This is a genomic window from Streptomyces xylophagus, assembly GCF_000716435.1.
GTDB classification, from domain to species: domain Bacteria; phylum Actinomycetota; class Actinomycetes; order Streptomycetales; family Streptomycetaceae; genus Streptomyces; species Streptomyces xylophagus.
Genome location: NZ_JNWO01000007.1, coordinates 1,087,491 through 1,111,928 on the forward strand (window position 1 = coordinate 1,087,491; position 24,438 = coordinate 1,111,928).

The 24,438-nt window shown below is 70.1% G+C and carries 23 protein-coding genes; 10 read left to right on the forward strand and 13 right to left on the reverse strand.

Going from position 1 to position 24,438, the window contains the following annotated elements:
- Nucleotides 1-10 precede the first annotated feature (10 nt).
- Nucleotides 11-1,972, reverse strand: a complete 1,962-nt coding sequence (locus OO70_RS19725; protein WP_043672358.1) for a DUF5107 domain-containing protein — start codon at nt 1,970-1,972, stop codon at nt 11-13.
- 40 nt (nt 1,973-2,012) lie between these two features.
- Complete coding sequence (locus tag OO70_RS19730; RefSeq protein ID WP_043672361.1) at nt 2,013-2,912, reverse strand: arginase family protein; 900 nt, start codon at nt 2,910-2,912, stop codon at nt 2,013-2,015.
- Nucleotides 2,913-2,977: 65 nt separating this feature from the next.
- Here OO70_RS19730 and OO70_RS19735 point away from each other — a divergent pair, with 65 nt between their 5' ends.
- Complete coding sequence (locus OO70_RS19735; RefSeq protein ID WP_043672363.1) at nt 2,978-3,325, forward strand: DUF6204 family protein; 348 nt, start codon at nt 2,978-2,980, stop codon at nt 3,323-3,325.
- Here the strand turns inward: OO70_RS19735 and OO70_RS19740 are convergent.
- The 8 genes from OO70_RS19740 to OO70_RS19775 all read right to left on the reverse strand — a co-directional run bounded on the left by OO70_RS19740 (nt 3,297) and on the right by OO70_RS19775 (nt 11,921).
- Nucleotides 3,297-3,848, reverse strand: a complete 552-nt coding sequence (locus OO70_RS19740) for a GNAT family N-acetyltransferase (protein ID WP_043672365.1) — start codon at nt 3,846-3,848, stop codon at nt 3,297-3,299. The two genes, OO70_RS19735 and OO70_RS19740, sit on opposite strands and share 29 nt — an antisense overlap.
- 19 nt (nt 3,849-3,867) lie before the next feature.
- On the reverse strand, nt 3,868-4,110 hold the full coding sequence (locus OO70_RS19745) for a LapA family protein (RefSeq protein ID WP_043672369.1): 243 nt from the start codon (nt 4,108-4,110) through the stop codon (nt 3,868-3,870).
- 68 nt (nt 4,111-4,178) lie between these two features.
- On the reverse strand, nt 4,179-5,972 hold the full coding sequence (locus OO70_RS19750; RefSeq protein WP_078651453.1) for a CocE/NonD family hydrolase: 1,794 nt from the start codon (nt 5,970-5,972) through the stop codon (nt 4,179-4,181).
- A 76-nt stretch (nt 5,973-6,048) separates the two neighbouring features.
- Complete coding sequence (locus tag OO70_RS19755; RefSeq protein WP_043672376.1) at nt 6,049-6,981, reverse strand: S66 peptidase family protein; 933 nt, start codon at nt 6,979-6,981, stop codon at nt 6,049-6,051.
- Nucleotides 6,978-8,930: a prolyl oligopeptidase family serine peptidase gene (locus tag OO70_RS19760; RefSeq protein WP_043672853.1), complete on the reverse strand. Its 1,953-nt coding sequence runs from the start codon at nt 8,928-8,930 to the stop codon at nt 6,978-6,980. Before OO70_RS19760 ends, OO70_RS19755 begins: the two co-directional genes overlap by 4 nt.
- Nucleotides 8,931-8,945: 15 nt before the next feature.
- Nucleotides 8,946-10,265, reverse strand: a complete 1,320-nt coding sequence (locus OO70_RS19765) for a M20/M25/M40 family metallo-hydrolase (RefSeq protein ID WP_043672379.1) — start codon at nt 10,263-10,265, stop codon at nt 8,946-8,948.
- Nucleotides 10,258-11,091: a M55 family metallopeptidase gene (locus OO70_RS19770; RefSeq protein WP_043672382.1), complete on the reverse strand. Its 834-nt coding sequence runs from the start codon at nt 11,089-11,091 to the stop codon at nt 10,258-10,260. The genes OO70_RS19765 and OO70_RS19770 overlap by 8 nt, the downstream gene beginning before the upstream one ends.
- A 254-nt stretch (nt 11,092-11,345) precedes the next feature.
- Nucleotides 11,346-11,921: a CGNR zinc finger domain-containing protein gene (locus tag OO70_RS19775; protein ID WP_043672856.1), complete on the reverse strand. Its 576-nt coding sequence runs from the start codon at nt 11,919-11,921 to the stop codon at nt 11,346-11,348.
- 272 nt (nt 11,922-12,193) lie between these two features.
- Here OO70_RS19775 and OO70_RS19780 point away from each other — a divergent pair, with 272 nt between their 5' ends.
- From OO70_RS19780 to OO70_RS19810, 7 genes are all read left to right on the forward strand, one after another.
- The gene (locus OO70_RS19780) at nt 12,194-13,159 is read left to right on the forward strand and encodes a zinc-dependent alcohol dehydrogenase family protein (protein WP_043672386.1); all 966 of its coding nucleotides are present in this window, start codon (nt 12,194-12,196) and stop codon (nt 13,157-13,159) included.
- A gap of 175 nt (nt 13,160-13,334) precedes the next feature.
- Nucleotides 13,335-14,177 carry an MBL fold metallo-hydrolase gene (locus OO70_RS19785; RefSeq protein WP_043672389.1) on the forward strand — a complete coding sequence of 281 codons (843 nt, stop codon included), beginning with the start codon at nt 13,335-13,337 and terminating at the stop codon, nt 14,175-14,177.
- 66 nt (nt 14,178-14,243) lie between these two features.
- Complete coding sequence (locus OO70_RS19790) at nt 14,244-15,197, forward strand: D-2-hydroxyacid dehydrogenase family protein (protein WP_078651454.1); 954 nt, start codon at nt 14,244-14,246, stop codon at nt 15,195-15,197.
- Between the two features lie 9 nt (nt 15,198-15,206).
- On the forward strand, nt 15,207-16,088 hold the full coding sequence (locus OO70_RS19795; RefSeq protein WP_043672392.1) for an alpha/beta fold hydrolase: 882 nt from the start codon (nt 15,207-15,209) through the stop codon (nt 16,086-16,088).
- 78 nt (nt 16,089-16,166) lie between these two features.
- Complete coding sequence (locus OO70_RS19800; RefSeq protein WP_043672394.1) at nt 16,167-16,991, forward strand: alpha/beta fold hydrolase; 825 nt, start codon at nt 16,167-16,169, stop codon at nt 16,989-16,991.
- Nucleotides 16,992-16,995: 4 nt separating this feature from the next.
- The gene (locus OO70_RS19805; protein WP_043672396.1) at nt 16,996-17,727 is read left to right on the forward strand and encodes an SDR family NAD(P)-dependent oxidoreductase; all 732 of its coding nucleotides are present in this window, start codon (nt 16,996-16,998) and stop codon (nt 17,725-17,727) included.
- Between the two features lie 228 nt (nt 17,728-17,955).
- Nucleotides 17,956-18,729, forward strand: a complete 774-nt coding sequence (locus OO70_RS19810) for an MBL fold metallo-hydrolase (RefSeq protein WP_051741378.1) — start codon at nt 17,956-17,958, stop codon at nt 18,727-18,729.
- Between the two features lie 225 nt (nt 18,730-18,954).
- Here OO70_RS19810 and OO70_RS19815 read toward each other — a convergent pair whose 3' ends face one another.
- Both OO70_RS19815 and OO70_RS19820 read right to left on the reverse strand, forming a co-directional pair.
- A complete protein-coding gene (locus OO70_RS19815) occupies nt 18,955-19,299 on the reverse strand; it encodes a hypothetical protein (protein WP_043672864.1) in 345 nt (114 codons plus the stop codon).
- Nucleotides 19,300-19,456: 157 nt separating this feature from the next.
- Nucleotides 19,457-22,132, reverse strand: a complete 2,676-nt coding sequence (locus tag OO70_RS19820) for a LuxR C-terminal-related transcriptional regulator (RefSeq protein ID WP_078651455.1) — start codon at nt 22,130-22,132, stop codon at nt 19,457-19,459.
- Nucleotides 22,133-22,443: 311 nt separating this feature from the next.
- On the opposite strand from OO70_RS19820, the gene OO70_RS51815 reads away from it, so the two are divergent.
- Together OO70_RS51815 and OO70_RS19830 are read left to right on the forward strand one after the other, a co-directional pair.
- The gene (locus OO70_RS51815; protein WP_051741382.1) at nt 22,444-22,773 is read left to right on the forward strand and encodes an MDR/zinc-dependent alcohol dehydrogenase-like family protein; all 330 of its coding nucleotides are present in this window, start codon (nt 22,444-22,446) and stop codon (nt 22,771-22,773) included.
- A 68-nt stretch (nt 22,774-22,841) separates the two neighbouring features.
- Nucleotides 22,842-23,648, forward strand: a complete 807-nt coding sequence (locus OO70_RS19830; protein WP_043672402.1) for a thioesterase family protein — start codon at nt 22,842-22,844, stop codon at nt 23,646-23,648.
- Nucleotides 23,649-23,657: 9 nt separating this feature from the next.
- On the opposite strand, the gene OO70_RS19835 is transcribed toward OO70_RS19830, so the two are convergent.
- On the reverse strand, nt 23,658-24,437 hold the full coding sequence (locus tag OO70_RS19835) for an SDR family NAD(P)-dependent oxidoreductase (protein ID WP_051741384.1): 780 nt from the start codon (nt 24,435-24,437) through the stop codon (nt 23,658-23,660).
- Nucleotide 24,438 lies beyond the last annotated feature (1 nt).

Here is a 24,438-nt window from a genome sequence, read left to right on the forward strand (position 1 = left end):
ACGGTTCGTCTCAGGACGATCCCGGCCGCATCCGGAAGTCGTAGCGCGCCGGCAGTGGTTCGTCGGTGAGCCGGGCCCACAGCCGGCCGATCGACTCGGCGCCCTCGCGCAGGTCGGCGACCTCGAAGCCGTCGGCGAAGACCGCCCAGGCGTCGTCGCGCCGCCCTTCCGCGAGCAGCAACTCGGCCTGGAGCAGCAGGAATCGGCCGCGTTCCCGGGTGACGGGGTGCAGCATCTCCCACACGGCGCGGGCGTCCGCCGTCCGCCGCACCCGCAGCAACGCCTCGACGGCCTCACGCCCGAGCGCGGCCGTGGCGGCGGTCCACCGCTCCCCGGCGTCCCGCCGCTCGTGACACAGGTCCGCGAAGGCCTCGTTGTACCGGTCGGCGGCCCGCTCGTGGTTCCCCGCCTCCTGATCGGCTACGGCGAGACAGCGCAGCAACGGCCATAGGGACGGAGCGAGTTCGAGAGCCCGCTCCCAACTGCGCACCGCCTGCGCCCGATCGCCGGCGTGCCACTGCGCGACGCCGAGGTGGTACTCGGTGAGCGGGGTGGCGGGCGCGGTCTCCAGCATGTCCCGCCAGTGCGAGGCGACCAGCGTCTCGCCGGGCGGCCGTACCCGGCGCGGCTCGGGCAGCACACCGCTCCGCACAAGCTCCGCCCAGGGCGCCTGCGCCTCACCGAGCGTGGACTCCTCGAAGGGCGTGCCGGGCAACTTCCAGTCGGCGCGCAGGACTTCGAGGGCGCCCCAGCCGGAACCGGTGGCGAGGATCTCACCGGGTTCGGTGTCGGCGTACGGCTTCCAGGCGGTGTAGGCGGCGTCCAAGTCGGCGCGGGGCAGAGCGGTTTCGAGCCGGGCCTCGGCACCGTCCACGACGGTGGACCACTCCCCCTCCGCCTCGGCGTCGAGCGGCCCGTACGCCTCCAGCCAGGACACCTCGCTCTCCGGGTCCAGCCGCACATGCTCCAACTGGGTGCGGGCCAGGCCCGCTTGGATCTCGCAGTAGCCGCCGGTCCCCGGCTCGGTGAGCCACTCCTGCCAGCGCCGGCCGCCGCTGCCCGTGCCCCACACGAACAGCTTGCGGCCCCTCAGCACATCGGTGGACGTCTGCACCAGCCCGTGCCCGTCCGCGTCGAGCGCGGCGATCCAGCGCCGCCGCCCGTCCGGCAGTTCGTAGAAGTAGTCGGCGGCGAAAGGGCTGTTGAGGGGATACGTCCGGTCCATTGAGTCGTACGACGGCACGGGCACCCGGCGCAGTTGCCGCTCGTACCCGAAGTGCCAGGCCTCCGACGCCGGTGCGAGGACCCGGCGTTCCTCCGGTACCGCGATGTTGGACCACCAGTAGGTGGGCGCCGGCCTCTCGTGCGGATTGCGGATGCGGACGCCGACGTAGAGGAAGTCGGAGCCGTCCGGGAGCCAGAGGTCGACCTGGAAGGGGAGGTCGCGGAGTCGTTCCCACTCCCACAGGCGGAGCATCTCGCCGCCGTCGGGGGCGGGGACGCGGGCCACGTGCAGGGGTGCGCAGGAGAGGGTGGTGTGGCCGGTGGCGCCGATGTTCCACTCGATGCCGCCGGAGTACCAGGCGCCGTTGAGGGCGAAGTTGGCGGGCTGCAACACCGGGTTGCGGTACAGGAGTTCACGGTCGGTGGGCTTGTGGACGAGGGAGGCGATCCGGCCGCCGAGGGCGGGCAGCACGGTGGCGCGGAGCCGGTCGTTCTCGATCACGAGGGCGTCGATCCGGCGGGGTGCGCGGTCTCTGTCGTAGCCGTCGCGGACGCGGGTGGGGAGCAGGCTGCGCAGGGGTTCGTAGCCGACCTGGCGGGCCATGTCGCGCGGCAGTTCCTCGCGGTCCCGGTCGTCGATGCGGTGTGCTTCGTCGAGGGGACGCAGTGGGGGCAGCGGGTTGTCCGGACCCAACTCGGCGGTGGGCAGGGTCAGTACCTCACGTCGGATCGTCGTCACGATCACCATGGAACCCGGCAACCGGTGCGGTGGCCAGGGGCACTACGGGTCAGGATTCCGCAAAGGCGGAGACGACGAGGTCGGCGAGGAGCGCGCCCGCGCTGCCCTCGGGGTCGAGATCGGGGTCGTAGATGGTGATGTTGAGGCCGACGCAGTGCGGGGAGGCCAGCAACGGGCGCAGGAGGGCCACGAGTTCGTGGGGCAGGAGTCCGTCCGGGTCGGGGCTGTCGACGGCGGGCATGACGGACGGGTCGAGGACGTCGGCGTCCAAGTGGACCCAGAATCCGTCGAGTTGGGGGAATGCGAAGGACTGGGCGGTGGCGCGGGCGAGGGTGTCGGGGCCCTCTTCGCGGAGCTCGCCGACGGTGACGACGGGGATCTTGAGAGCGGCGAGTTCGGCCCGGTCGTCCTCGAAGTAGTCGCGGATTCCGAGGAGTCGGATGTCCTCGTCGCGCAGATACGGCTTCAGCCCCTCCAGGTCGGTCAGGTCGTCCTGGCCGCGCCCGGTGGCGAGCGCGACCTCCTCGCCTCCCGCCGCACCGATCCGGTCGGAGTTGCCCGGATGCCGGAAGTCGGGCGAGGCGTCCACCGCAGCGAGTCCGTACCGTCCGATCCGGCGCAGCGCGAGGGAGGCACCGAGCTGGATGGAACAGTCGCCGCCGAGCACGACGGGAAAGTCCCCGGCGCGGATGTGGTGCTCGATACGGTCGGCGAGCTGCCGGGTGTACGTGGCGAGGGCAGCCGCGTTGAACACGCCGTCGCCCTCCTTCCACTCCCCCAGGTCATAGCGCGGCGGGACGACGACCCCACCCTCCCGCGCGTTCAGTCGCCGCACGATGTGCTGGTCGCGCAGGGCGCCCGCGAGTTTGTAGCAACCGGGGACCGTGCCGGGGGCGGGTGGGCGCAGGCCCAGGTTCGAGGGGGCGTCGAGCACCACGAAATTCCGCATGCGGTCGATCCTCGTCGACGTAGAGTCGCCCCTGCAATGACCCGAGCACAGGAGTGGAACGCCGGATGAGCGAGCAGCACACGTACCGGGTGATCGTCCGGGGCACCTGGGACGCGCTGACGGACGAGGCGCGGGAGCGGCTGTTGGGCGAGGCCGCGGAGCACGGGATGCTGAGCATGCGGTTCACCGAGGAGGGCTCGCTCAGCTACGAACCCTCGCCGCTCAAGCACTTCTCGTGGCGGTACGTGGTGGTGTCGGACGCGGCGGACGGCGCGGAGATGGCGGCGGCGCTCGCGGAGGACCGCGCCGAGACCGCGCTGCACGGTCTGGGCTACGGCTTCCGCGATCTGAAGTCGACGGTCACGGACCTGGACACGATGAAGGTCAACCGGAAGTCCGCATCTCGGCGGTGATCGCCCAGCGCTCGTGGTCCCGCCACGCGCCGTCGATGTAGATCATGTTCGGCGAGAAGCCCTCGAGCCGGAACCCACAGCTGCGGGCGAGACCGACCGACCCGGCGTTGCCGGGCTGCGCGTTGATCTCCAGCCGGTGCAGCCGCATCGGCCCGAAGGCGTGCCCCACCACGAGGTTCATCCCCTCGCGCATCAGCCCGCGCCCGGCCGCGTGCGCGAAGGCGCCGTATCCCAGCGCACCGCACTGGAACCCGCCCTCGACGATGTTGTTGATGTTGATGAACCCGGCGATGCCCCCGCCGTCCAGCTCGCACACAAGGAACCCGACCTTGGACGGATCCTGGATCAGCCGCCCCGCATAAGCGGTGTACGCGTCCCCGCTCGCCGGCGGGAACAGCCACGGCTGGTGCAGATCCTTGCTCTCCCGAGCACGCGCGGTGAACTCGGCGCCGTCCTCGTAGGTGAAGTGTCGTATCCCCACGCGGGGGCCCTCGGCGAGATAACGGGATGCGGTGTGCGGCATCCCGTCACCCTAGTGCGGGCTAGCGACGCCGGCGCATGAAATACCAACCGCACAGGGCGCCGATGATCGCCGTGCCCAGCAGCGCCATCCACAGGGGCATGGTGACCTCGGGGATCAGCAGGCGGATCTTTGTGGCACGGGTGTTCTCGAAGATGAAGATCAGGGCCAGGACGGCGAGCAGCAGAACAGTGATCCGGGCGGGCGTCAGCACACGTTCCCGCCCGCCGGTCCTGCCGCCGCTCTCGGTGGTCTTCGGGCTCATGCCTCCAGGGTGAGCCCGAATCCACCATCACGCACGGTGAAGAGATGCCCCCGGGTGGCCTGCGTGGCTCAGCCGCCGACGACCGGCAACTCCAGCACCCCGGTGTCCTTCGGCGAGCTGACCACGGTCACCGGCTTGATCCCCCGGTTGCCGGTGTACGCGTCGTCGCTCGCCGCGATCACGAACCGCAGCCGGTGCCCCTTCGCGAACCGGTGCACGATCCCCGGCAGACCGACCGTGAAGCTCTTCGCCACGTCCGGCACGCGGACAGGGGCGACCAACCGGTGGACAAGGGTCTGGGTGCCGTCGGGCGCGAGGTCGTAGAGCTTGGCGAAGAGGACCAGGTTGTCGGCGGCGTCGCCGGAGTTCTGAGTGTGCCGCGCCTTCGGCGAGACGACCTTGAGCGTCGCCTTCGGGGCACCGACGACGTCCGTCGTACGGGTCAGGGGCTCACTGGTCCAGCCCAGATACGTGCCCTTCGTGTCGTACGGCGCCGGGTCCGGCAGGCCGATCATCGCGCTCAGCGAGTTCTCCGAATGGCTCGTGGGAACAAGCCAGTTGGCGTAGCCACGGCTGCCGCGCGTCACCTTCGCCCGGTCGTCCACCAGCTTGCCGTCGCCGGAGAGGTACAACTTCTCGTCGAGTGCCGGGAGTCGGTCCGCCGTGGCGTAGGTGTCCGCCGGGTCCGTGATCCAGTCGCGGTAGTAGGCGAACGCCGGTCCCGTGTCCGCACTCTTCCGCTGGAGCAGATATCGGTCGAACCACGCCAGGATGCGCCGGCCGACGTAGCTGGACCCCAAATCGCCCTGGCTCAGGTCGAGTTCGCCGGGCGCCGGGTTCGTCATCCCGCCGCTGTGACCCCACGACTGCCAGATCATCTTCGCGGCCGTCCCTTGCGCCTTCAGCGTCTTGTACGTCGCCGTCGCCTCGTTGAGGTCGAACAGGCTGTCGGCCTGGCCCTGGACGAGCAGCGTCGGCGCCTTCACCCGGTTCAGATACGACACCGGCGAGACGCTGTGCGCGTAGGCGAGCAGGTCGGCCGTCGCCTTCGCCGGGTAGCTCCCGGAGTTCAGGGTGCGGATTATGGCGCAGGCCTCGCTGACGAAGTGCAGACAGGTGAGGGAGTTGATCCGGGTCGGGTCGAGGCTCGGTACGGTCAGGGGCTGGGTCTCGCCGATGAGGTAGAAGCCGTTGGTCCACTGCCATTTGAAGGCGCCGGGCACGGCCCGACTGCCGTTGCCGACCGCGTTGTTGGGGTCCAGGGAGTAGGCCAGGTCGTTCCAGGTGATCAGGGGGGCGAGCGCGTCCACCCGGTGGTCCACGGCCGCCGTCGCCAACTGGATGGCACCACCGTACGATCCGCCGATCATCCCGACCCGGGGGTCCCCCTTCGCGTCGAGTGTCACGAAGTCGGCCCTGGTCCCGTCGTCGGCGGCCCGCGTCCCCGCCAGGAAGTCGATCAGTCCCGACGCGGCAGCCCCGTCGATGCGCGGATCGTCGAGCGAGATGAGGCAGCCCGACTTGCCGAAGCCGAGCCCGGAGTAGACGAGTCCGACGTACCCGCGCCGCGCGAAGTCTTTACCCATCGCCTCCGTCGAACCGTCGGACTTGCTGCCGCCGAAGCCGTTGGTCGCCAGCACGGCGGGCGCCGGGTGGGCACGGTCCACGCCCCTGGGCCGGTACAGGTCGGCGTCGACCGTGCAGTCGCGCCCGCCCGCGCGGACGGTCAACTTCAGTGCGGTGACGGTGTATTGGTCGGTCGCGGCGGCGGGCCCGCCGAGGACGAGCGGTGCGGCGAGCACCAGCGGTGCGGTGAGCGTGAGAGCCAACGCGGCGCGGATTCCGGGCGCACGACAGGACACAGGGACCTCCACACTGAGGACAACCCGACGGAGAACAAGGGGTGTTTCTTGGCAGCGACGCGACAAGCGGGGGCGGCTACCGCAGCGCGGGCTCGTCCAGCGTCAACGTGCCCGTGTCCGCGTCCAGTTCGGCGCTCACGCCGAGCGGTATGGTCAGCGCCCCGTCGCAGTGCCCGAACCCGAACTCCTCCACCACCGGCACGCCGAGCCCGCCGAGCCGGTCGACGAGCACCGGGCGCAGTTGCTCGTACGGTCCGCAGCGCGCCCACGATCCGAGGACGATGCCCGCGACGCCGTCGAGCCAGCCGCTGCGCAGGAGTTGGGTCAGCATCCGGTCGATGCGGTACGCCGGTTCACCGACGTCCTCGATCAGCAGCAGCCCGCCGCGCGCACCGGCCGCCGCGTGCGGGGTGCCGAGGTCGGTGGCGAGCAGGGCCAGGCACCCGCCGAGCGTGACGCCCCGGGCCCGTCCCGGCACCAGCGCGCCGCCCCCGGTCGGGACGGCCCGGATGGTCCGTACGGACTCCGGGTCGAAGAGGGTCGCCTTCAAGTGCTCTTGTGCGCGGGCGTTCTTGATGAAGTCGGCGCCCGCGGCGACGGGTCCGTACAGCGTGACCAGTCCCAGCCGGGTGGCGAACGCCTGCTGCAGCACGGTGGGGTCGCTGAAGCCGACGAACACCTTCGGCCCGGCGGCCCGCATCGCGTCCCAGTCGAGCAGATCGACGATGCGCTGCACGCCGTAGCCGCCGCGTGCGCACAGGACGGCGGCCACGGTCGGGTCGCACCAGGCGTTCTGCAGATCGGCCGCGCGGTCGGCGTCGGTGCCTGCCAGATAGCCCAACTCGCCGTGCCGGTCCAGCACATGGGGTGCCACGACCGGGTCGAGGTCCCAGCCGCGCAGGATGTCGAGGCCGGCCTCCAGCCGTTCCTCGGACACCGGTCCACTGGTTGCGACGACGGCGACGCGGGCGCCGGGGGCGAGTCGGTGCGGGCGTACGAGTGGGGTCACGTGGTGAGCTCCAGGGTGGGGATGCCGGGCGGGGCGAGGCGGAAGACCTGTGCGTACAGGGAGAGTTCGGCCTCCAGGGCGCGGATCATGGTGTCGGCGCGGCGGAATCCGTGGCCCTCGCCCGCGAACGCGAGGTAGGCGTGCGGGACTTGGCGGCCCGCCAGCCGCTCCAGGAAGCGTTCGCACTGGGCGGGCGGGCAGATCACGTCGTCCAGGCCCTGCATGAGCAGGAAGGGCGCGGTGACGCGGTCGGCGTGCTCGACGGGTGAGCGCTCGGCGTAGCGGGCGGGTACCTCGGCGAGGGGTCCGATCAGGGTCTCCAGGTAGCGGGACTCGAAGTCGTGGGTCTCGCCCGAGCCCCAGTTGGCCAGGTCGAGGACGGGATAGATGATGGTGCCGCAGGCGTAGACGTCGGTCGTCACGAGGGACGCGGCGCTGGTCCAGCCGCCCGCGCTGCCGCCCCGGACGGCGAGCCGGGCGCGGTCGGCGGTGCCCTCGTCGGCGAGGGCCAGCGCGACGGCGGCGCAGTCCTCGACGTCGACGACGCCCCACTGCTCGCGCAGCCGGTTGCGGTACTCCCGGCCGTGCCCGGTCGAGCCGCCGTAGTTGACCTCGGCGACGCCGATGCCGCGTGAGGTGAAGTAGGCGATCTCCAGGTCGAGGACGAGCGGCGCCCGGCTGGTGGGTCCGCCGTGCGCCCAGATGACGTACGGCGGCAGTTCGTCGCCCGGCGCGGACCGACTCGGGCTGTGGGGCGGGTAGATGTGGGCGTGGATCTCGCGTCCGGCGGGGCCGGCGAAGGTGCGGATCTGCGGTTCGGGGTAGTGGGCGGGGTCCACGGGGTCGTCGTGGGCGGCGCCGATCACCCGGGCGCGGCCGGTGCGGGTGTCGAGTTCGACGACCTCGTAGGCGCTGCGTGGGCTGGCTCCGACGCCGACGATCCGCTCGCCGTGCACCGCGAGGGTGGACGCGAACTCGGTCCAGGGTCCGGCCGCGTCGACGACCTCGCCGGTCTCCGGGTCGAGGATCCCCAGCGCGGTGGCGCCCCGGCCGTGCACGACGGCGATCGGGCCGCTCTCCAGGGGCGCGAACCAGCGCTGGCCGAGCTTCCACAGCGGCCCGCCGAACTCCTCCTCGCGCGGGCACAGCGGCTGGTGGTCGCGGTACAGGTTCCACCAGCCGGTGCGGTCACTGGCGTACAGCAGCGATCCGTCGAACCCCCAGTCGACCTGCGCGATCGACTCCTCGGGCCCGCCCGCGACGACCTGTGGCTCCCCGAACGTGCCGTCGTCCGCGACCTCGGCGAGCAGCAACTCCGTGCCGTCCCACGGCATCCGCGGATGATCCCAGCCGAGCCACGCCGCCCGCCGCCCGTCGGGCGACACCCGCGGCCCGGACACGAACCGGTGCCGGTCGTCGGTGAGTTCGCGTACGGCGTCCCGGTTCTCGGCGGCGGAACCGTCCAGCGGTACGGCGGCCAGGACGCGTCGCACGTCGCCGGGTCCGTCGCCGGTGAACTCCTCGAGGACGCACCACACTTCACCCGGCTCAGGGCGCAACTGCGGTTCCGCCCAGCGGAGTCCGTCGCCCACCCGCGACACGGGGGTGAGCGGGCGCGGCTCGCTGCCGGGGTCGTAGCGGTAGAGGCGCTGGTCGGTGAAGTTCACGAACACCACGAGGGGTCGGCCGTCCTGGACGGCTCCGGCCCACGGTAGTCCGCCGTACTCGATGACGCGGCTGCGGACGTTCCACGGGGCGGGCAGCACCGACTCCTCGGCGCCGTCCGCGCGGCGGCGCACCAGGGTGCGGCGGCCGCCCTCGGTGGGCCGGGGTTCCGTCCACCAGGCCTCGTCGCCGACGAAACCGACGTACTCGGGATGTCCGTCGTGCGCGGCGGCGAGGGCCGCGTCGATGGGCGAGGGCCACGAGCCGTACGCCAACGTCCGCATGTTCTCCCCCACTTACTAGGCCGTCCTCAAGAAGCGGTCCAGGACGCGGACGCCGAAGTGCAGTGCCTCGACGGGGACCCGTTCGTCGACTCCGTGGAACAACGCCTGGTAGTCGAAGCCCTCGGGGAGCTTCAGTGGTGCGAAGCCGTAGCCGGTGATGCCGAGGCGCGAGAACTGTTTGGCGTCCGTGCCGCCGGACATGCAGTACGGGACCACGTGGCCTTCCGGCGCGAACTCCTCGACGGCGGCCCGCATCTGAGCGTATGTCAGGGAGTCGACCGGTGCCTGGAGTGCCACCTCGCGGTGGTGGAACTCCCACTCCACGTCCGGTCCGGTGAGCCGGTCCAGGGTGGTGCGGAACTCGTCCTCGCCGCCCGGCAGATACCGTCCGTCGACGTAGGCCACGGCCTCGCCCGGGATCACGTTGACCTTGTAACCGGCGTCCAGCATCGTCGGGTTGGCGCTGTTGCGGACCGTGGGCTCGACGAGTTTGCCGGCCGGCCCGAGCTTGGTGAGGAGGCCGTCGATGCCGTCGGGGGCGTCGAATTCAGGCTCGATGCCGTACAGGGCGGCGAGTTCGGTGAGGGCCGCGCGGACGGTCGGGGTGAGCCGTAGCGGCCACTCGTGCTCGCCGATGCGGGTGATCGCGGCGGCGAGCCGGGTGACCGCGTTCTCGTGGTTGACCTTGGAGCCGTGTCCTGCCCGGCCCCGCGCGGTCAACTTGAGCCAGCCGGTGCCGCGTTCGCCGGCCGCGATGGGGTAGATCTGCCGGCCGGTGCCGTCGTGGAAGGTGAACGCGCCTGATTCGCTGATGCCTTCGGTGCAGCCCTCGAAGAGCCCGGCGTGCTCGTCGGCGAGGAATCCGGAGCCGTCCTCGGCGCTGGCCTCCTCGTCGGCGGTGAACGCGATGACGAGATCCCGGCGCGGCCGTACACCCTGTCTCGCCCAGGCGCGCACGACGGCGAGGATCATCGCGTCCATGTTCTTCATGTCGACGGCGCCGCGCCCCCAGACGACCCCGTCGCGGATCTCCCCGGAGAAGGGGTGCACGCTCCAGTCCTCGGCCTGCGCCGGTACGACGTCCAGGTGACCGTGCACGAGGAGGGCGTCCGCGGAGGGGTCGGTGCCCTCGATGCGGGCGACGACGTTGGTGCGGCCCTTCGTGCGTTCGAGGAGGGTGGGTTCGAGGCCCGCGCCGGCCAGTCGCTCGGCCGCGTACTCGGCGGCGGGCCGCTCCTGGCAGTCACCACCGCCCCGGTTGGTCGTGTCGATCCGGATGAGGTCGGAAGTGAACGTCACGACCTCGTCCAGGGCCTGCTCGTCGACGTCAGCCATACTGCTCCTCCACCGCGGCCGAGACGATCGTGGTGACCGCCTTGAAGGTCCGGATGCCCTCGTACATGGTGTCGCTGGTGTACGCCACCTTCCGCTCCCCGATCCGCCCGACACCCGGCACGACGGTCGCGGCCATCGCGAGGTGCTCGGCGTCGAATTCGAGGGCGACGGTGAACGGCCCACCCCTGACCGGTTCCTGACGGACCGCCAGCTTTGCCGCCTCCTTCGCCGCCGCGCGGATGTCGGCGGCCGTCCTGCCCGGTGTACGGCACACGGCCGCGTACCGCGACACATGGTCCTTGACTGCGACCTTCAGCGCCTCGGGCGCGTACCCGAGGGCGTCCTCGCAGGCCACGTCGTCACCCGTGACAAGGACCACCGGTACCCCGTACTCGGCGACGACATGCGCGTTGAGCAGACCCTCGCTCGCGCGGACGTCGTTCAGCCACACTCCGGTGATCGAGTTGGCGAGGTAGGTGTGGGCGAGGACGCCCTCCATGCCGGCGCCCGCGTGATAGCCGACGAACGCGATGCCATCGACGTCGCCGTGCTGCACGCCCTCCACCATGGAGAGGGACTTGTGCCGGCCGGTGAGCATCTGGGTCCGCTCGTCGAGCCGCTCCAGCAGCAGGTTGCGCATCGTCCAGTGCGCCTCGTTGACGAGCACCTCGTCGGCGCCGCCGTCGTAGAAACCGAGGACGGCTGCGTTCACGTCCGAGGTGAACAGCGAACGGCACCGCTCCCACTGCGGTGTCCCCGGCAACACGTCGGCGGGCCAGGTGACGCCGGTGGCACCCTCCATGTCGGCGCTGATGAGGATTCTCACGATGATCCGTCCCGTCGCAGGTCAGAGGCTCGTCGTGCGGCTGGTGACAACAGTCTGCGACAGCATGCGGCGGGGACGGGGATCTTCATGGTGCGTCACGTTACGCGTCGGCGAGGGAACTTCCTACGGGACGGAGAGGAGGCCGAGCCCACAGCCGGACCTCGACACCGCGGAGACCACGGAGACCACGGAGACCACGGACCTGGCGTCCCACATACGTTCCCCAGGAAACCTTCCCCGCGCCGGCTTTGCTTCTATGTGGCCTGGGCGCGTTGGCGGGCTCGGGCAGCACGAAGGTTGACGAGGTTGCCGCAGACCGAGGTGTTGTGCCACACCCGGGACTGGTTCTTCGAGTTGTCGTAGAAGACCACCGAGCAGGGTGGATTCCGGCAAGCCTTGAGGCGGGGCCACAGTTCGTGCTGCTGGGCGAGCAGGATGTCGCCGAACAGGGTTCCGGCGACCAGGTGCCAGCCATCGCCTTCAGCGGCAAGGACGAGCCGCCCCTCCTCAAAGGTCATTCCCCAACGGAGCTTCTCGAGGTGGCGTGCCAGGTCAGGCCGGCGCGGGGACTCCGATGGTGTTCGGGCGGCTTCGACTTGGGCTTGGAGGGCTGCGCGCAGCTCGTAGAGCGGGGGCAGGTCGTCCGTCGTCAAACGAGGGCGGGTGGGCCACTGGAGCGTGCGCAGCCAGCTGTTCGCCGAGGCGGGACTCGCCAAGAGGTCGGCCTCGGGAGGGCTGCCCGTGGAGCGGGTGTTCAGAAACGACTGCACACGCAGCAACGCCTCCGGCGCCGCGGCTGCTGCGTAACGCTCGGTGGCGAGATCGGACATGATCACCAATATACCCGAGCCATCCGTCGCGAAACAGGCATAAGGATTACGCTTACGTTCTTTCCGTAGTCGAACCAACCGGACTACGGGTCACAACGCCGACGGGACGCCTGGTGCGTCGCGCTTGTTCGGCGCCGGTCCGGGCGGCGCGCTCGACGGGCGCCTCCACTCCACGACTCCGACAGCGCCGACTCGGAGATGCAGAGATGCAGACATAAGCAAACTGTGTTTGACTATGTCGCAGCACATGCTGTCTCTCACCCGGAGTCCCTATGCGTGCCATCCAGATCACCCAGTTCGGAAAGCCGGAGGACGTCGTGCGCGTCGTCGATCTCCAGGAGCCGGACGTTCCCGGTGCCGGCGAGGTCAAGGTCGCGGTCGAGTTCTCGCCGCTGAACCTGCACGACCTCCTGGTCGTCAGTGGCGCGCTGGTACGGCCGCCGCTCCCGCTCGTCCTCGGCAACGAGGGTGTCGGCCGGGTGGTCGAGGTGGGCCCCGGTGTCGACACGCTCGCGGTGGGCGACCTGGTGGTTCTGCCACTGTTCGGCGGTGCCTGGCGCGAGCGGCTGGTGCTGCCCGCCGGCGGGCTGTTCCGGCTGCCGGAGGGCAGTGTCGAGCAGTTTTCGATGCTGGGCAGCAATCCGCCCACGGCCGGTCTGATCCTGAGCGAGTACGCCGATCTGAGGCCCGGGGACTGGATCGTGCAGAACGCCGCGAACTCCGGCGTCGGACGTTCCTTGATCGCCCTGGCGAAGGCACGTGGATTCCGGACGATCAACTTCGTCCGGGACGAGTCCGTGTTCGCCGAGCTGACCGCGGCCGGCGCGGACATCGTCCGCCTCGACAACGCAACGTCGGTCGAAGAGGTTCGCGAGGCGATCGGCGATGCCCGGGTCGCACTCGCCGTCGACTCGGTGGGCGGCGAGGCGCCCGCCCGCCTGCTCGACCTGCTGTCCGAGGGCGGTGCGCTCGTCACCTACGCCTCGGCGACCGGGCAGCCGATGTCCGTGAACGCAGTGACTCTGATCGGTAAGCGCGCGACGGTACACGGATTCTTCGCCGGCCATTTCGACTACGCGACGAAGCTGCTGCCCGTCATCCGCGAGGCCGCGCCCCTGATCGCGAGCGGAGCCCTGTTCGTTCCGCCCGCCGCCCTGTTCGACCTCGATGACATCCATACGGCCATCGAGCAGGTCCTGCGCGGCGGAAAGACCCTGCTCAAGGTGGCCCGGTCATGACCTCGCACGACTGGAAATCCCCGCACCACCGCGTGCGTACCGGCGACGCGCGCTACGGGTTCCCAGCGGGTGGAATGTAGATCCACTGCCCGACAGTGCTCACCCCCGCCAGGCGGACCGCCGCTCATGTGCGAGTCCGGTGAGGGGCAGCCCCTGTCACGAGAGAAGCTCCGAGATGCCTGAACTGTCCTACGAGGTCCTCATCTCTGATGGTGTTCCCCGGAAGATCGAACTCCAGCTGCCGAACGGCGACGGGATCGTGTCCTCGCCGATCTCATCCACCCTGATCTCCGGGGAGCACGACGCGGTCCTGGTGGACCCGCCGCTGACTCACACCCAGATCGCGCAGGTCGCCGAAGGCTTGGCGCGCTCCGGAAAGCATCTGGCGTTCGTCTACATCACCCACGGCCACCCCGACCACTGGTTCGGCACCGCGACGCTGCTCGAGCGGTTCGGCGACGCCGACAGCGTGGTGTACGCCACCGAGGGCACCATCCGGCAGATGCGCACCCAACTGGAGGGCAAGGACAAGGGGTTCGCGAAGTCCTTCCCCGGGGTCCCGGAGAACACGCCGGTCCTCGCCGTCCCCGTGCCGGCCGAAGGATTCCGGCTGGAGGGCCAAGTCCTCCGCGCCGTCGAGACCGGTCACACCGACACCGACGACTCCAGCGTCCTGCACGTGCCGTCGATCGGTCTCGTCGTCGCCGGGGACGTCGTCTACAACGGCGTGCACCTGATGATGCTCGAAGGCGGTGGCGGCGGTCTGCAAGCGTGGCTGGACGGCATCGACCGGCTCGCCGCACTCGACCCGCGCCATGTGGTCGCCGGCCACAAGAACGCAGACCTGCCCGACGACCCGAAGATCCTGGACGAGACCCGGCAGTACCTGCGCGACGCGATCCGGCTCCTGGCCGGCAGGCCGAAGCCGCTGGAGTTCTTCGAGGAGATGTCGAAGCTCCACGGTGACCGGCTCAACCCGGGACCCCTCTGGTACAGCGCCCTGGGCCTGCTCACCTGACCCGCACCGGGTCGCCACCCCGCGAAGACAGGCGCATCACCTCGACGACATACGGAGGTTGCCCACATGGCCACCCGAATGAAGATCGCGATCCTCGACGACTATCAGAACGTCGCGACGAGCCTGGCCGACTGGGGGTCACTCGGTGCCGAGGTGGTCGTGTTCACCAAGCCGTTCGCCGATGCCGACGAGGTGGTCCACAGCCTTGCCGGGTTCGACGTGCTCGTGGCCATGCGGGAGCGCACGCGATTCCCGGCCGAGGTTCTGGAGCGGCTGACCGACCTCCGACTCCTGGTCAGCACCGGCCCGGCCAATGCCGCCATCGACCTTGCGGCCGCGCACAGACTCGGCATCACGGTGTGCGGGACCCGTTACGAGTCCCACTCCACCGTCGAGCACACCTGGGCGCTGATCCTCGGTGCCACGAGAAATCTGGTCGCCGAGGCGCAGTCGATGCGCGCCGGCGGTTGGCAGGTGTCGCTCGGCGAGGGGCTGCACGGCAGGACTCTCGGCGTTCTGGGCCTCGGCCGCGTCGGCTCCGGAGTGGCACGGATCGGACAGGCCTTCGGAATGGACACCATCGCGTGGAGTCAGAACCTGACCCCCGAAGCCGCCGCCGAACACGGCGTGCGGGCGGTGACGAAGGAGCGACTCTTCAGCGAGAGCGATGTGCTCTCGATCCACGTACTGCTCAGCAAGCGGACACGCGGGCTGGTCGGCGCGGCGGAACTACGGTCGATGAAACCCTCGGCCGTCCTGGTCAACACCTCACGCGGACCGGTCGTCGACGAGGTCGCCCTGATCGACGTCCTGCGCGAGGGCGCGATCCGAGCGGCCGCGCTCGACGTGTACGACACCGAGCCGCTTCCAGCGGACCACCCGTTGCGGGCTCTGCCGAACGCACTGCTCACGGGTCACATCGGCTACGTGAACCGTGACTTGTACGAGATTTTCTATCAGGACTCCGTCGAGGACATCGCCGCGTTCCAGGCGGGTTCTCCCGTGCGGCTGATGAAGTAGGAGCTGAAGATGACGACCCGAACGACCCACACACCACTTCTCTCCCATGTGACGGCTCCGACGCAGTTCGTCACGGCGAACGGGATTCAGTACGCCTACCGCCGCTTCGGCGCCGAGACCGGCACGCCGCTGGTGTTCCTGCAGCATTTTCGTGGCGGCATGGATCACTGGGATCCGGCGGTCACGGACGGACTGGCCGCGAACCGTCCGGTGATTCTGTTCGACAACACAGGCGTCGCGAGCTCCGGCGGCCAGACCCCGGACACCGTGGAGGCGCAGGCCGATGACGCGGCCGCGTTCATCCACGCGCTGGGCCTGACCCGTGTCGACATCCTCGGCTTCTCCATCGGCGGCTATGTGGCGCAGGCCCTCACACTCCGCCACCGCGAACTGGTCCGCAGGCTCGTTCTCGCCGGCACCAAGCCTCGAGCCGGCGACGACACGGACCGGCACCCCGACGCGACCGATGTCGCCACCCGGCACGACGTACTGACTCTCGAGGACTTCCGGCTCCTCTTCTTCGAGCCCACACCGACCAGCCAGGCCGCCGGTGAGAGGTTCTGGGAGCGTCGCCACCAGCGCACCACCGACGTGGACCCGCCGACGTCGAAGCAGACCATGCAGGCGCAGACAGCCGCGATCGTCGACTGGAAGCTCCCGCACGGCGAGCCCTTCGCCGAGCTTCGGACGATGACTCAACCGACCCTGGTGGTCAACGGCCGACGCGATGTCATGGTCCCCACGATCAACTCCTACCACCTGGCCCAGCACATCCCCGGCGCCCAACTCATCGTCTACCCCGACTCCGGTCACGCCTCGCTGTTCCAGTACCCGGAACTGTTCGTCGCCGATGTGGGGCGCTTCCTGGACCGGCCGGTCGCCTTTTCCTGAGCGCGGCCTGGGGACGGCTCCCCTCCCGTTGGCCCCGCCTCTGGGGTCGGCATCCACTTCTTCAGGCAAGGAACCCTCATGGCCACCTCAGCAAAGATCCCGAACAGCGACATCGTGTTTCGCCGCGACGGCGTGGGCGACATCGCCGTTGTGTTCATGCACGGCTGGATCGACGACCTGCACGTCTGGAACCCAGTCATCGCGGAACTGTCAGGCTCCGGGTTCGAGACCGTGCAGTTGGACCTGGCCGGCTTCGGAAACCGCACGCAGGCAGACGGGCCGTTCACGTTCGACCGGTTCGCCGCCGATCTGTTGGCCGTCGTAGACGCGGTGGACAAGCCGTTCGTGCTCGTCGGTCACAGCATGGCGGCACCCATCGTCGAACTTGCCGCCGAGGCACGCAGCGAGCGCGCATTGGGCCTGGTACTTCTGGCACCCATTCCGATGGCCGGAGCCCGGTTGCCCGACGAAATCATCGAGAGCTTCCACTCGTTGGCCGGAGCGGACGCATCGGTGATTCAGGCCGTACGTCAGCAAGCGGGACCATCGGCTCCAGCGGCCGAGTTGGCGCGAATCGCCACGGTAGCCGCGAAGGTACGCCCCGAGGTCGTACTGGCCACAGCCGACCTGTGGAACAACGGCCACCCCAACCCGCGGCCCAGCGGATTCTCCGAGCGGGTGCTGATCCTGTCGGGAAGCGACGACCCGATCGTCACCTCTGAGGTCGTCGCTTCCCAGGTCGTGGCACGGTTCGAGGCGGCGAGGACGACCACGACCGAGATCGAGAAGTGCAGTCACTGGCCGCACATCGAGCAACCCTCCCTCGTGGCCGCGCAGATCAGCCGTGTCCTGGCCGGCAGCCTGGCGAGCGAGGCGCTCCGTGCGGACGCAAGGCAGAGCTAGATCGATGGGCGACAAGTTGCAGGGAAAGGTGGCGGTCATCACCGGAGGCACGGCCGGGATCGGGCTCGCCACGGCGAAACTCTTCGTCGCGGAAGGTGCGCATGTCTTCATCATGGGGCGGCACCGGAAGCAACTCGACGACGCCGTAACGGAGATCGGTCACAACACTTCCGGTGTCCAGGGAGACGTTACCGACCTGACCGATCTCGATCGGCTCTACGAGGCTGTCGAGGCGCACGGGCCGATCGACATCGTCTTCGCCAACGCCGGCGTGGCCGAAATGGCTCCACTCGAAGCTGTATCGGAAGAGCATTTCGACAGAATCTTCAATGCCAATGTGAAGGGCGCGCTCTTCACGATACAGAAGGCGTTGCCGCTGATGAACCCAGGTGGTTCCATCATCCTCACAGGCTCCGTCGCGAGCACAAAAGGGACCCCCGCGTTCGCGGTCTATGGCGCGAGTAAGGCCGCCATCAGAAACTTCGTACGCGGATGGACCGTTGAACTCGCGGACCGTCGTATCCGTGCCAACGTTCTCAGCCCCGGCCCGATCACCACTTCCATGGTGGCCGGGCAGCCGCAGGACGCCATCGAGAAGATCACCTCCACCATTCCGATGGGCCGCATGGGCGAGCCCGACGAAGTCGCCAAAGCGGCACTGTTCTTGGCCTCGGACGACTCGAGCTTCGTCACGGGTATCGAACTCTTCGTTGACGGCGGCAGGGCGCAGATCTGACATCGCGACCGCATCTCCACACGCAGCGTGGCTGCGTCATCCCGATGCGGACCAGTTGACCTGGCCAGGCTTCCTGTCCTGTCGGCCCCAACTGGACGCCCTCCCGCCCGGGGCTCGCCGAGCGCCGCCGAGACAGGACGCCGGTCGCTCTGCGTCTCCTTCGCCCAGGCGAGTTCGCGCCTGACCATCACATGCCGAACCATCCGACCGCCTACGCCAATTCGACCCATGGGAATCATCGTGGAGCAGACACCCCTCATCCCACATGCCGTGCATCGCCTCGGCGACGACATGGTCAACTTCTATCTCGTCGAGGAGCCGGAAGGGCTGGTCCTGGTCGACGGTGGACTGCCCACCCATTGGGGTGAGCTCTGCGACCGTCTCGCACATATCGGTGCCGTTCCGGGCGACATCAAGGCTGTCCTGCTCACCCACGCCCACCCCGACCACTTGGGTCTGGCGGCCCGAGTCCGCCGTGAAGCCGGCGCTGCCGTGTGGATTCACAGCGCCGAAGCCGCCACCCTTGCCGCGGCCAACCCCGCGCGAGCGGGGGCGAGCACAGAACGATCGATGGCTCGCTACCTGATGCGGCGACCCGCGAGCGTGGGGCTTGTGCTCCACCTTGCCCGGAGCGGAGCATTTCGTCCCGCTCCTGTCAGCGATCCGGAGGTCTTCGAATCCCCCGCCACGCTCACGCGCGTGCCGGGAGCGCCCGAGGCCGTACCGATTCCCGGGCACACGCCGGGAAGTACCGCCTACGTCTTCCGGCACCACGGGGTGATCTTCACCGGCGACGCCCTTGTCTCGTACGACGGCCTGACCGGGCTACGGGGACCTCGCCTGGTATGCCGCGGCTTCACACACGACGGCGCGTCGGCCCTTGCCTCGCTGGACACCCTGGCGGGGATCGGAAGCGACTTGACGGTCCTGCCGGGCCACGGCGATCCGATGGCTGAGTTGTCTCCAGCGGTTGAGGAAGCGCGTCGCGTCGGCATCTCGTGATGGTTCGTTCTCAACATGTGCGCGCCGCGCAGGGGCAGGCGGGACAAGCGACGATGCAAGGTGCCCGCGAGGCGTCAGGCGTGGGGCCAGGATGGCGAACGAGGGCGAATCACCGTGGACGCGTCTTGTCTATTTCATCCCCCAGCGCTCCACCTGGGCGCTCAACGAATGCCTCAACGGACACAAGGGCACCCGCAACCCGGTCCTCAGCCAGGGATGGGCTTCCTACCCCTGGGCCACAGCCCGGATAGCCGGGTCCAGGCCGTCCGGCACCGGAAAGGCGTCCGCGTCCGGGACGGGTACCAGCTCGGCCAGCGCGCCGTAGGGAGACGGCGGGGCCGTCACATAGCGGCGGGTGCCGTCGGAGAGTTGCACGACCGCCTCGTAGCCGGCGACGCACGGCGGCTGGAGCGGGCGAATCGGGAACTGGCCGTTGACGAATGCCAGGTCCAGCGGATTCAGGGACGCCGCGAGGAGGGTGCCGACCGAGAGACCGGGACCGGGCTGTGGATCGTCGAACTGTTCGAGTACCGGGATGGCGCCGGGCTGGTGGACCACTGCCGCTCTCATGTGTTCCTCCGTCGATGGTCGAGCAGTTCTCTGCCGGCCTGCGCGGGCCGCGTCGAGTGCCTGAGCTCGGTCCAACTCTGCCGTCGACGGGGTGATCCGGCGTCACTGGATCACCGTGATTCGAGGGGAGGAGTGCCGGTGCGTGGGCCGTCGGGTCTCAGGTGCGGCCGAGGGACAGCAGCCTCAGTTCGCGGCCTCGTTCCACCGCCGCTGTCCGGCCGGCGGCGCCGAGCTTGGCGTAGATCCGGCGGATGTGGGTGTCGATGGTGTTCAGCGAGACCGAGAGTTCCCCGGCGATCTCGCGGCGGGTGAGATTCGTCGGCAGATAGCGCAGGACGCGCAGTTCGCTTCTGCTGAGCTTCTCGACCGGCATCATCAGCGGCTGGTTCGGCCCGCTCGGCTCGGGGCCGCGGACGGCGTCGAGGATGTCGGTGACCAGCGCCGCGTGCGAGGTGCCGTACGGCGCCTGGGTTTCGAGGAGTTGTGCGGCGCCGGTCATCGCGAAGGGCAGGATCAGCCGGTCCGGCTCGGCGAGGTTCAGCGCTTGCTCGGCCGCCTCTTGGCAGGCTCGTTCGTCGCCCAGGTCGCGGCAGGCGAGGGCGTCGAGCAAGTGTGCCTCGATGTGGGTGACGTAGGACAGGACCGGGGCCTCGCCGCTGAGTACGCCGTGCAGTTCGCGACGGGCGGCGGCGGGGTTCTGCTCGGCCAGCAGGATCACCGCGGCCGCGTTGCGCAGCTCGCCGGACTCGGCCCGGCGACCGTCGAGGGCGGCCAGAGCGTCCCGCGCCCGGCCGACCATGCCGAGCCGGGCCAGCGTGGCGATCGTCCACGCCTTGACCCGGGTGGTCAGCCCGTGTTCGCTCACCATGAGCGCCTGCATCCGCTCGGCGGCGGCGAACTCCTCCAGTGCCCGGTGGCCGTGGCCGCGTGCCGCCTGACTGATCGCCGAGGTCAGGCACACCAGCAGCCGCACGCCCGGTTCACCGTCGACCCGTGTGGCGTGCCTGGCGCGGTCGAGCCACTGCTCCGCGAGGTCGAACCGGCCCGTCCAGATCAGCGTGTGGGCGAGCGTCGCCAGCGCCGGGGAGGTCACCGGCTCGGCCTCCCAGCCGTGCCGGGTCGCCAGCGCGACGGCCTCCTCGCAGCGCTGCCGGGCCACGGCCAGGGAGTGGCCGGTGGAGGCGAACCCGAGTTGGGCCAGACAGGCCACCTCCAGATAGGGCCGGCCGATGCGACGGGCGAGGACGGCGCCTTCCCTGAGGTGCCGTTCGCTCTCGGCCGGCCGCAGCGACCACGCCTCGGCGACGCCCAGGGTCAGCAGCGCGACGGCTTTGAGGTCACTGCCCAGCTCGATCTCGGCGCCCGTCCGGACCTCGGCCGCGGACAGCAGGGCCGTGGCCTGCTCGATGCCGCTCTCGAAGTCCCCGCGCAGCCGCGCCGCGAGCAACTCCGCCGAGGCGATGGCCACTTGGAGCCGGTGCCGGCGCGCCGCGGGTGCGGTGGCCGCGTACGCCCTGACCTCGCGCAGCCGCGCGTCGGCCTCGTCGAGCCGTAGTTGGTACTGGTGGGTGATGGCCCGCACCAGGGTCAGGTCGGGCGATTCCTCGTCGGTGCGGGCGGGGAAGGCGCGCAACAGGGCCGCGACGGTGCCCCCTTGCCCGTCGAGAGTGAGGCTCAGGACATGGTCGGTGAGCAGGTGGGCCGCCTCGTCCCAGTCGCCGGCCTCCTGGAGGTGGCCGATCGCGTCGGCGACATGGCCGCGCTCGGCGAGCCACCGCGCCGCGAGCCGGTGCAGTCCGGCGATCTCCGCGGGCATCGTGCGACGCAGCTCAAGGCGCAGCAGGCCGGCGAACATGCGGTGGTAGCGGAACCAGGTACGGCCCGGGTCCAGGGACACGACGAAGGCGTTCGCGTCCTCCAGGTCCAGCAGGATCTGCTCCGACCCGGTCGCGCCCGTGAGCAGATCCGCGAGTTCGCCGTCGACCCGGTCCAGCACGGAGGTGCGCAGCAGCAGGCGAAGGACTTCGGGCGGCTGCCGGTCGAGCATCTCGGCCATCAGATACTCGGCGACCGTACGGTCGCTGCCGGAGAACTCGGCGACGAACCGTTCGGGGTCGGGGTGCCTGGCGAGGGAGAGCACGGCGAGTCGCAGCCCGGCCGCCCACCCCTCGGTCCGCTGATGCAGCAGCGCCACCACGGGCTCGGGCAGCGCGATGCCGGCGGCGGTCAGGAGCCGACGGGTCTCCGGCTCGGTGAAGCGCAGGTGCGCCGCGCGGATCTCGGTCAGGTCACCGGCCAGTCGCACCTTGTGCAGGCGCAGCGGCAGGTCACGGCGGGTGGCCACGATCACGCGCACGTGCGGAGGCATGCGGGTCAGGAACGCGGTGAGCTGCTCGGCGGCCTCGGGTGAGCTGAGCTCGTGCAGGTCGTCGACGACCAGGGCCAGGGGATCACGGGACTCCTCCAGCGCGACGAGCACCTTGTCCACCATGACGCCACCGCTCGGGCCGGGCAGCACCGGCGGCAACCGCGCACCGCCTTCGCCGGTTCCCGTCGCGGTACGGACCGCTTCCAGCACGGTGAGCCAGAACAACTGGAGGTCGTGCTGGCCCGGCCGCACGGTCGTGAAGGCGATACGGACATCCTGACCGGGCTGGTCCATCCACGCACGCAACAGTGAGGTCTTACCGGTGCCGGCGGGCGCCGAGATGATCGTGACCGGCTTCCGGGCCGCCCGGTTCAACGCCGCCATCAGGTCGTGGCGGTGGATCGGCCCTGGCTCTGCTCCACCCGGCGCGCGTCCTGAGCCCGCCGCGACAGGCAGGTCGGTCATCGCGCCCTCCCCTTACTGTCGGTCCGGTCGACGGAGCCCCGGGGCAAGAGAGAAGTTCGGGCCCAGATTATCAGCCCGTGGAACAATATCCAGGTCACGGGGGTGGGAGGGAGACGACGGAGGTCCCCCGTGCTCGCGTCCTGATACGGCGAACAAGGCCCGGCGACGGGTGTGCTCCAGGTCGGTGAACTGCCCGACCCCGAGCCCGGCCCCGGTGAGCTCCGCGTCCGTGTCACCGTGTCGGGGGTGAACCCCGGGGACACCAAGAAGCGGCGCGGCCGGCTGGGTTCGTCGATTACGCGCCCCGGGACGTGGACCGTGTCGTCGAGGTGGCCCTGTCCGACAACGCCGACCTGGACGCCGCGGTCGTCGCCGTCGACGGAGTGATCGCCGCCTACGCCACTCGCGCCGAACTCCCTTTCTGGCCGCTGCTGTTCAACAACGTCACCCTGCGCCTGCTCGGCAGCGACGGCTTCCCCGCCGAGGCGAAACACCAGGCGGCCCGCGACCTCACCGCCGCGGCGGTCGGCGCCCTCACGGTCGACGTCGGCGACCGCTACCCGCCGGAGGACATCGCCGAGGCCCACGAGCGCGTGGACGCGGGCGGCCGGGGACGGGTGCTGATCGGCGTTCCGGACTGATCGGGCAGTCTTGACGGGAGCGTCGCACGCGCCGCAGACACCCCGTGAACAGCACAGGAGAACGTCCGTTGAACACCGGCACCCGGATCCCCGACAGCTACTACGTCCGTATCGACGAGCACCGCTACAAGCCCACGGTCCACGCGGGCGGCGCCTGGGACCCGGACGAACTGCACTTCAGCCCGCTCGGCGGGCTCGTCGTCCACGCCATCGAGCGTGAGCGGGCCGCGCGACCGGAGACCGGTCTCGTGATGTCGCGGATCAGCTACGACATCCTCGGCAGGCTCGCCCTCGACGAGTGCGAGATCCGGGTGGAGACCGTCCGCCCCGGCCGCACGATCGAGCTGGTCGAGGCCGTGGTACTGGTCGCCGACCGGCCGGTGGTGCGGGCCCGGGCCTGGTACCTCGCCACCGTCGACACCTCCGCCGTCGCGGGCGGCCCCGCCGACCGGCTCACCCCGCCCGAGCAGCTCGCCCCCTGGGAGATGTCCTCGCTGTGGCCCGGCGGATACATCGCCTCCGTGGACGTACGGCCGCTCGCGCCGCCGCAGCCGGGCCGTACGACCGCCTGGATCTCCACCCGGCACGCCCTCGTCGCCGGTGAACCCAGCAGCCCGCTCGCGTCCTACCTCGCGCTCGTCGACACCGCGAACGGCATCGCCGTACAACAGCCGCCGACCGCCTGGATCTACCCGAACGTCGACCTGACCGTCCACCTGCACCGCCAACCCCGGGGAAACTGGACGGGGTTGGACACGACAGTCACCTTCGGGCCGACCGGGCAGGGCCTCACCAGCACCGTGCTGCACGACGTCGACGGCCCGGTGGGACACGCGCAGCAGATACTCACCGTGCGGCCCGCGCCGGACCAGTGACCGCGGGCGCTATCGCGCGGTCCAGCCGCCGTCCACCGTGAGCGTGCTGCCGGTGACGAAACGGGACGCGTCGGAGGCGAGGAAGACGGCGGCGCCGCCGAGTTCGTCTACGGCGCCGACGCGGCCCAACGGGGTGCTGTCGACGATGTGTTGGCCCCAGCGACTGGCCAGCAGTCCCGAGCTGAGGTCGGTGTGGAAGTAGCCGGGTGCGAGGGCGTTCACCCGGACCCCGCGGTCGGCCCATTCGACGGCGAGGGACTTGGTGAGGGCCTCGACCCCGCCCTTGCTCGCGGCGTACGCGGCGATTCGCTCGAAGCCGGTGCGGGCGTGCACCGAGGAGACGTTGACGATCGAACCGGAGCCCTGCGCCAGCATCACCTTGCCGGCCTCGCGGCAACAGTAGAACGTGCCCTGGAGATTGACGTCCAGGACCTGCCGCCAGTCCTCGTCGGTGACCCGCTCGCTGCGCGTGAAGTGGGGGCTCGTACCGGCGCAGTTGACGACCGCGTCCAGGCGGCCGGTGCCGTCGGTGATCCGCTCGACCATGGTCCGTACGGCGGCGGAGTCGGCGACCGAGCCGGGCAGGACCAGCACCTTGCCGCCGTGCGTGGCCAGTTCGGCCTCCAGACTCTCAAGGTCCGGGGCCGTACGGGCCGTTGCCGCCACGGTCGCACCGGCCTGGGACAGGGCTGCCGCGATCGCCCGCCCGAGCCCCTTCCCCGCCCCCGTCACCCACACCGTCCGTCCGTCGAGCCGGAGTTGGGCATTCACGTCGTTCACGTCGGTCATG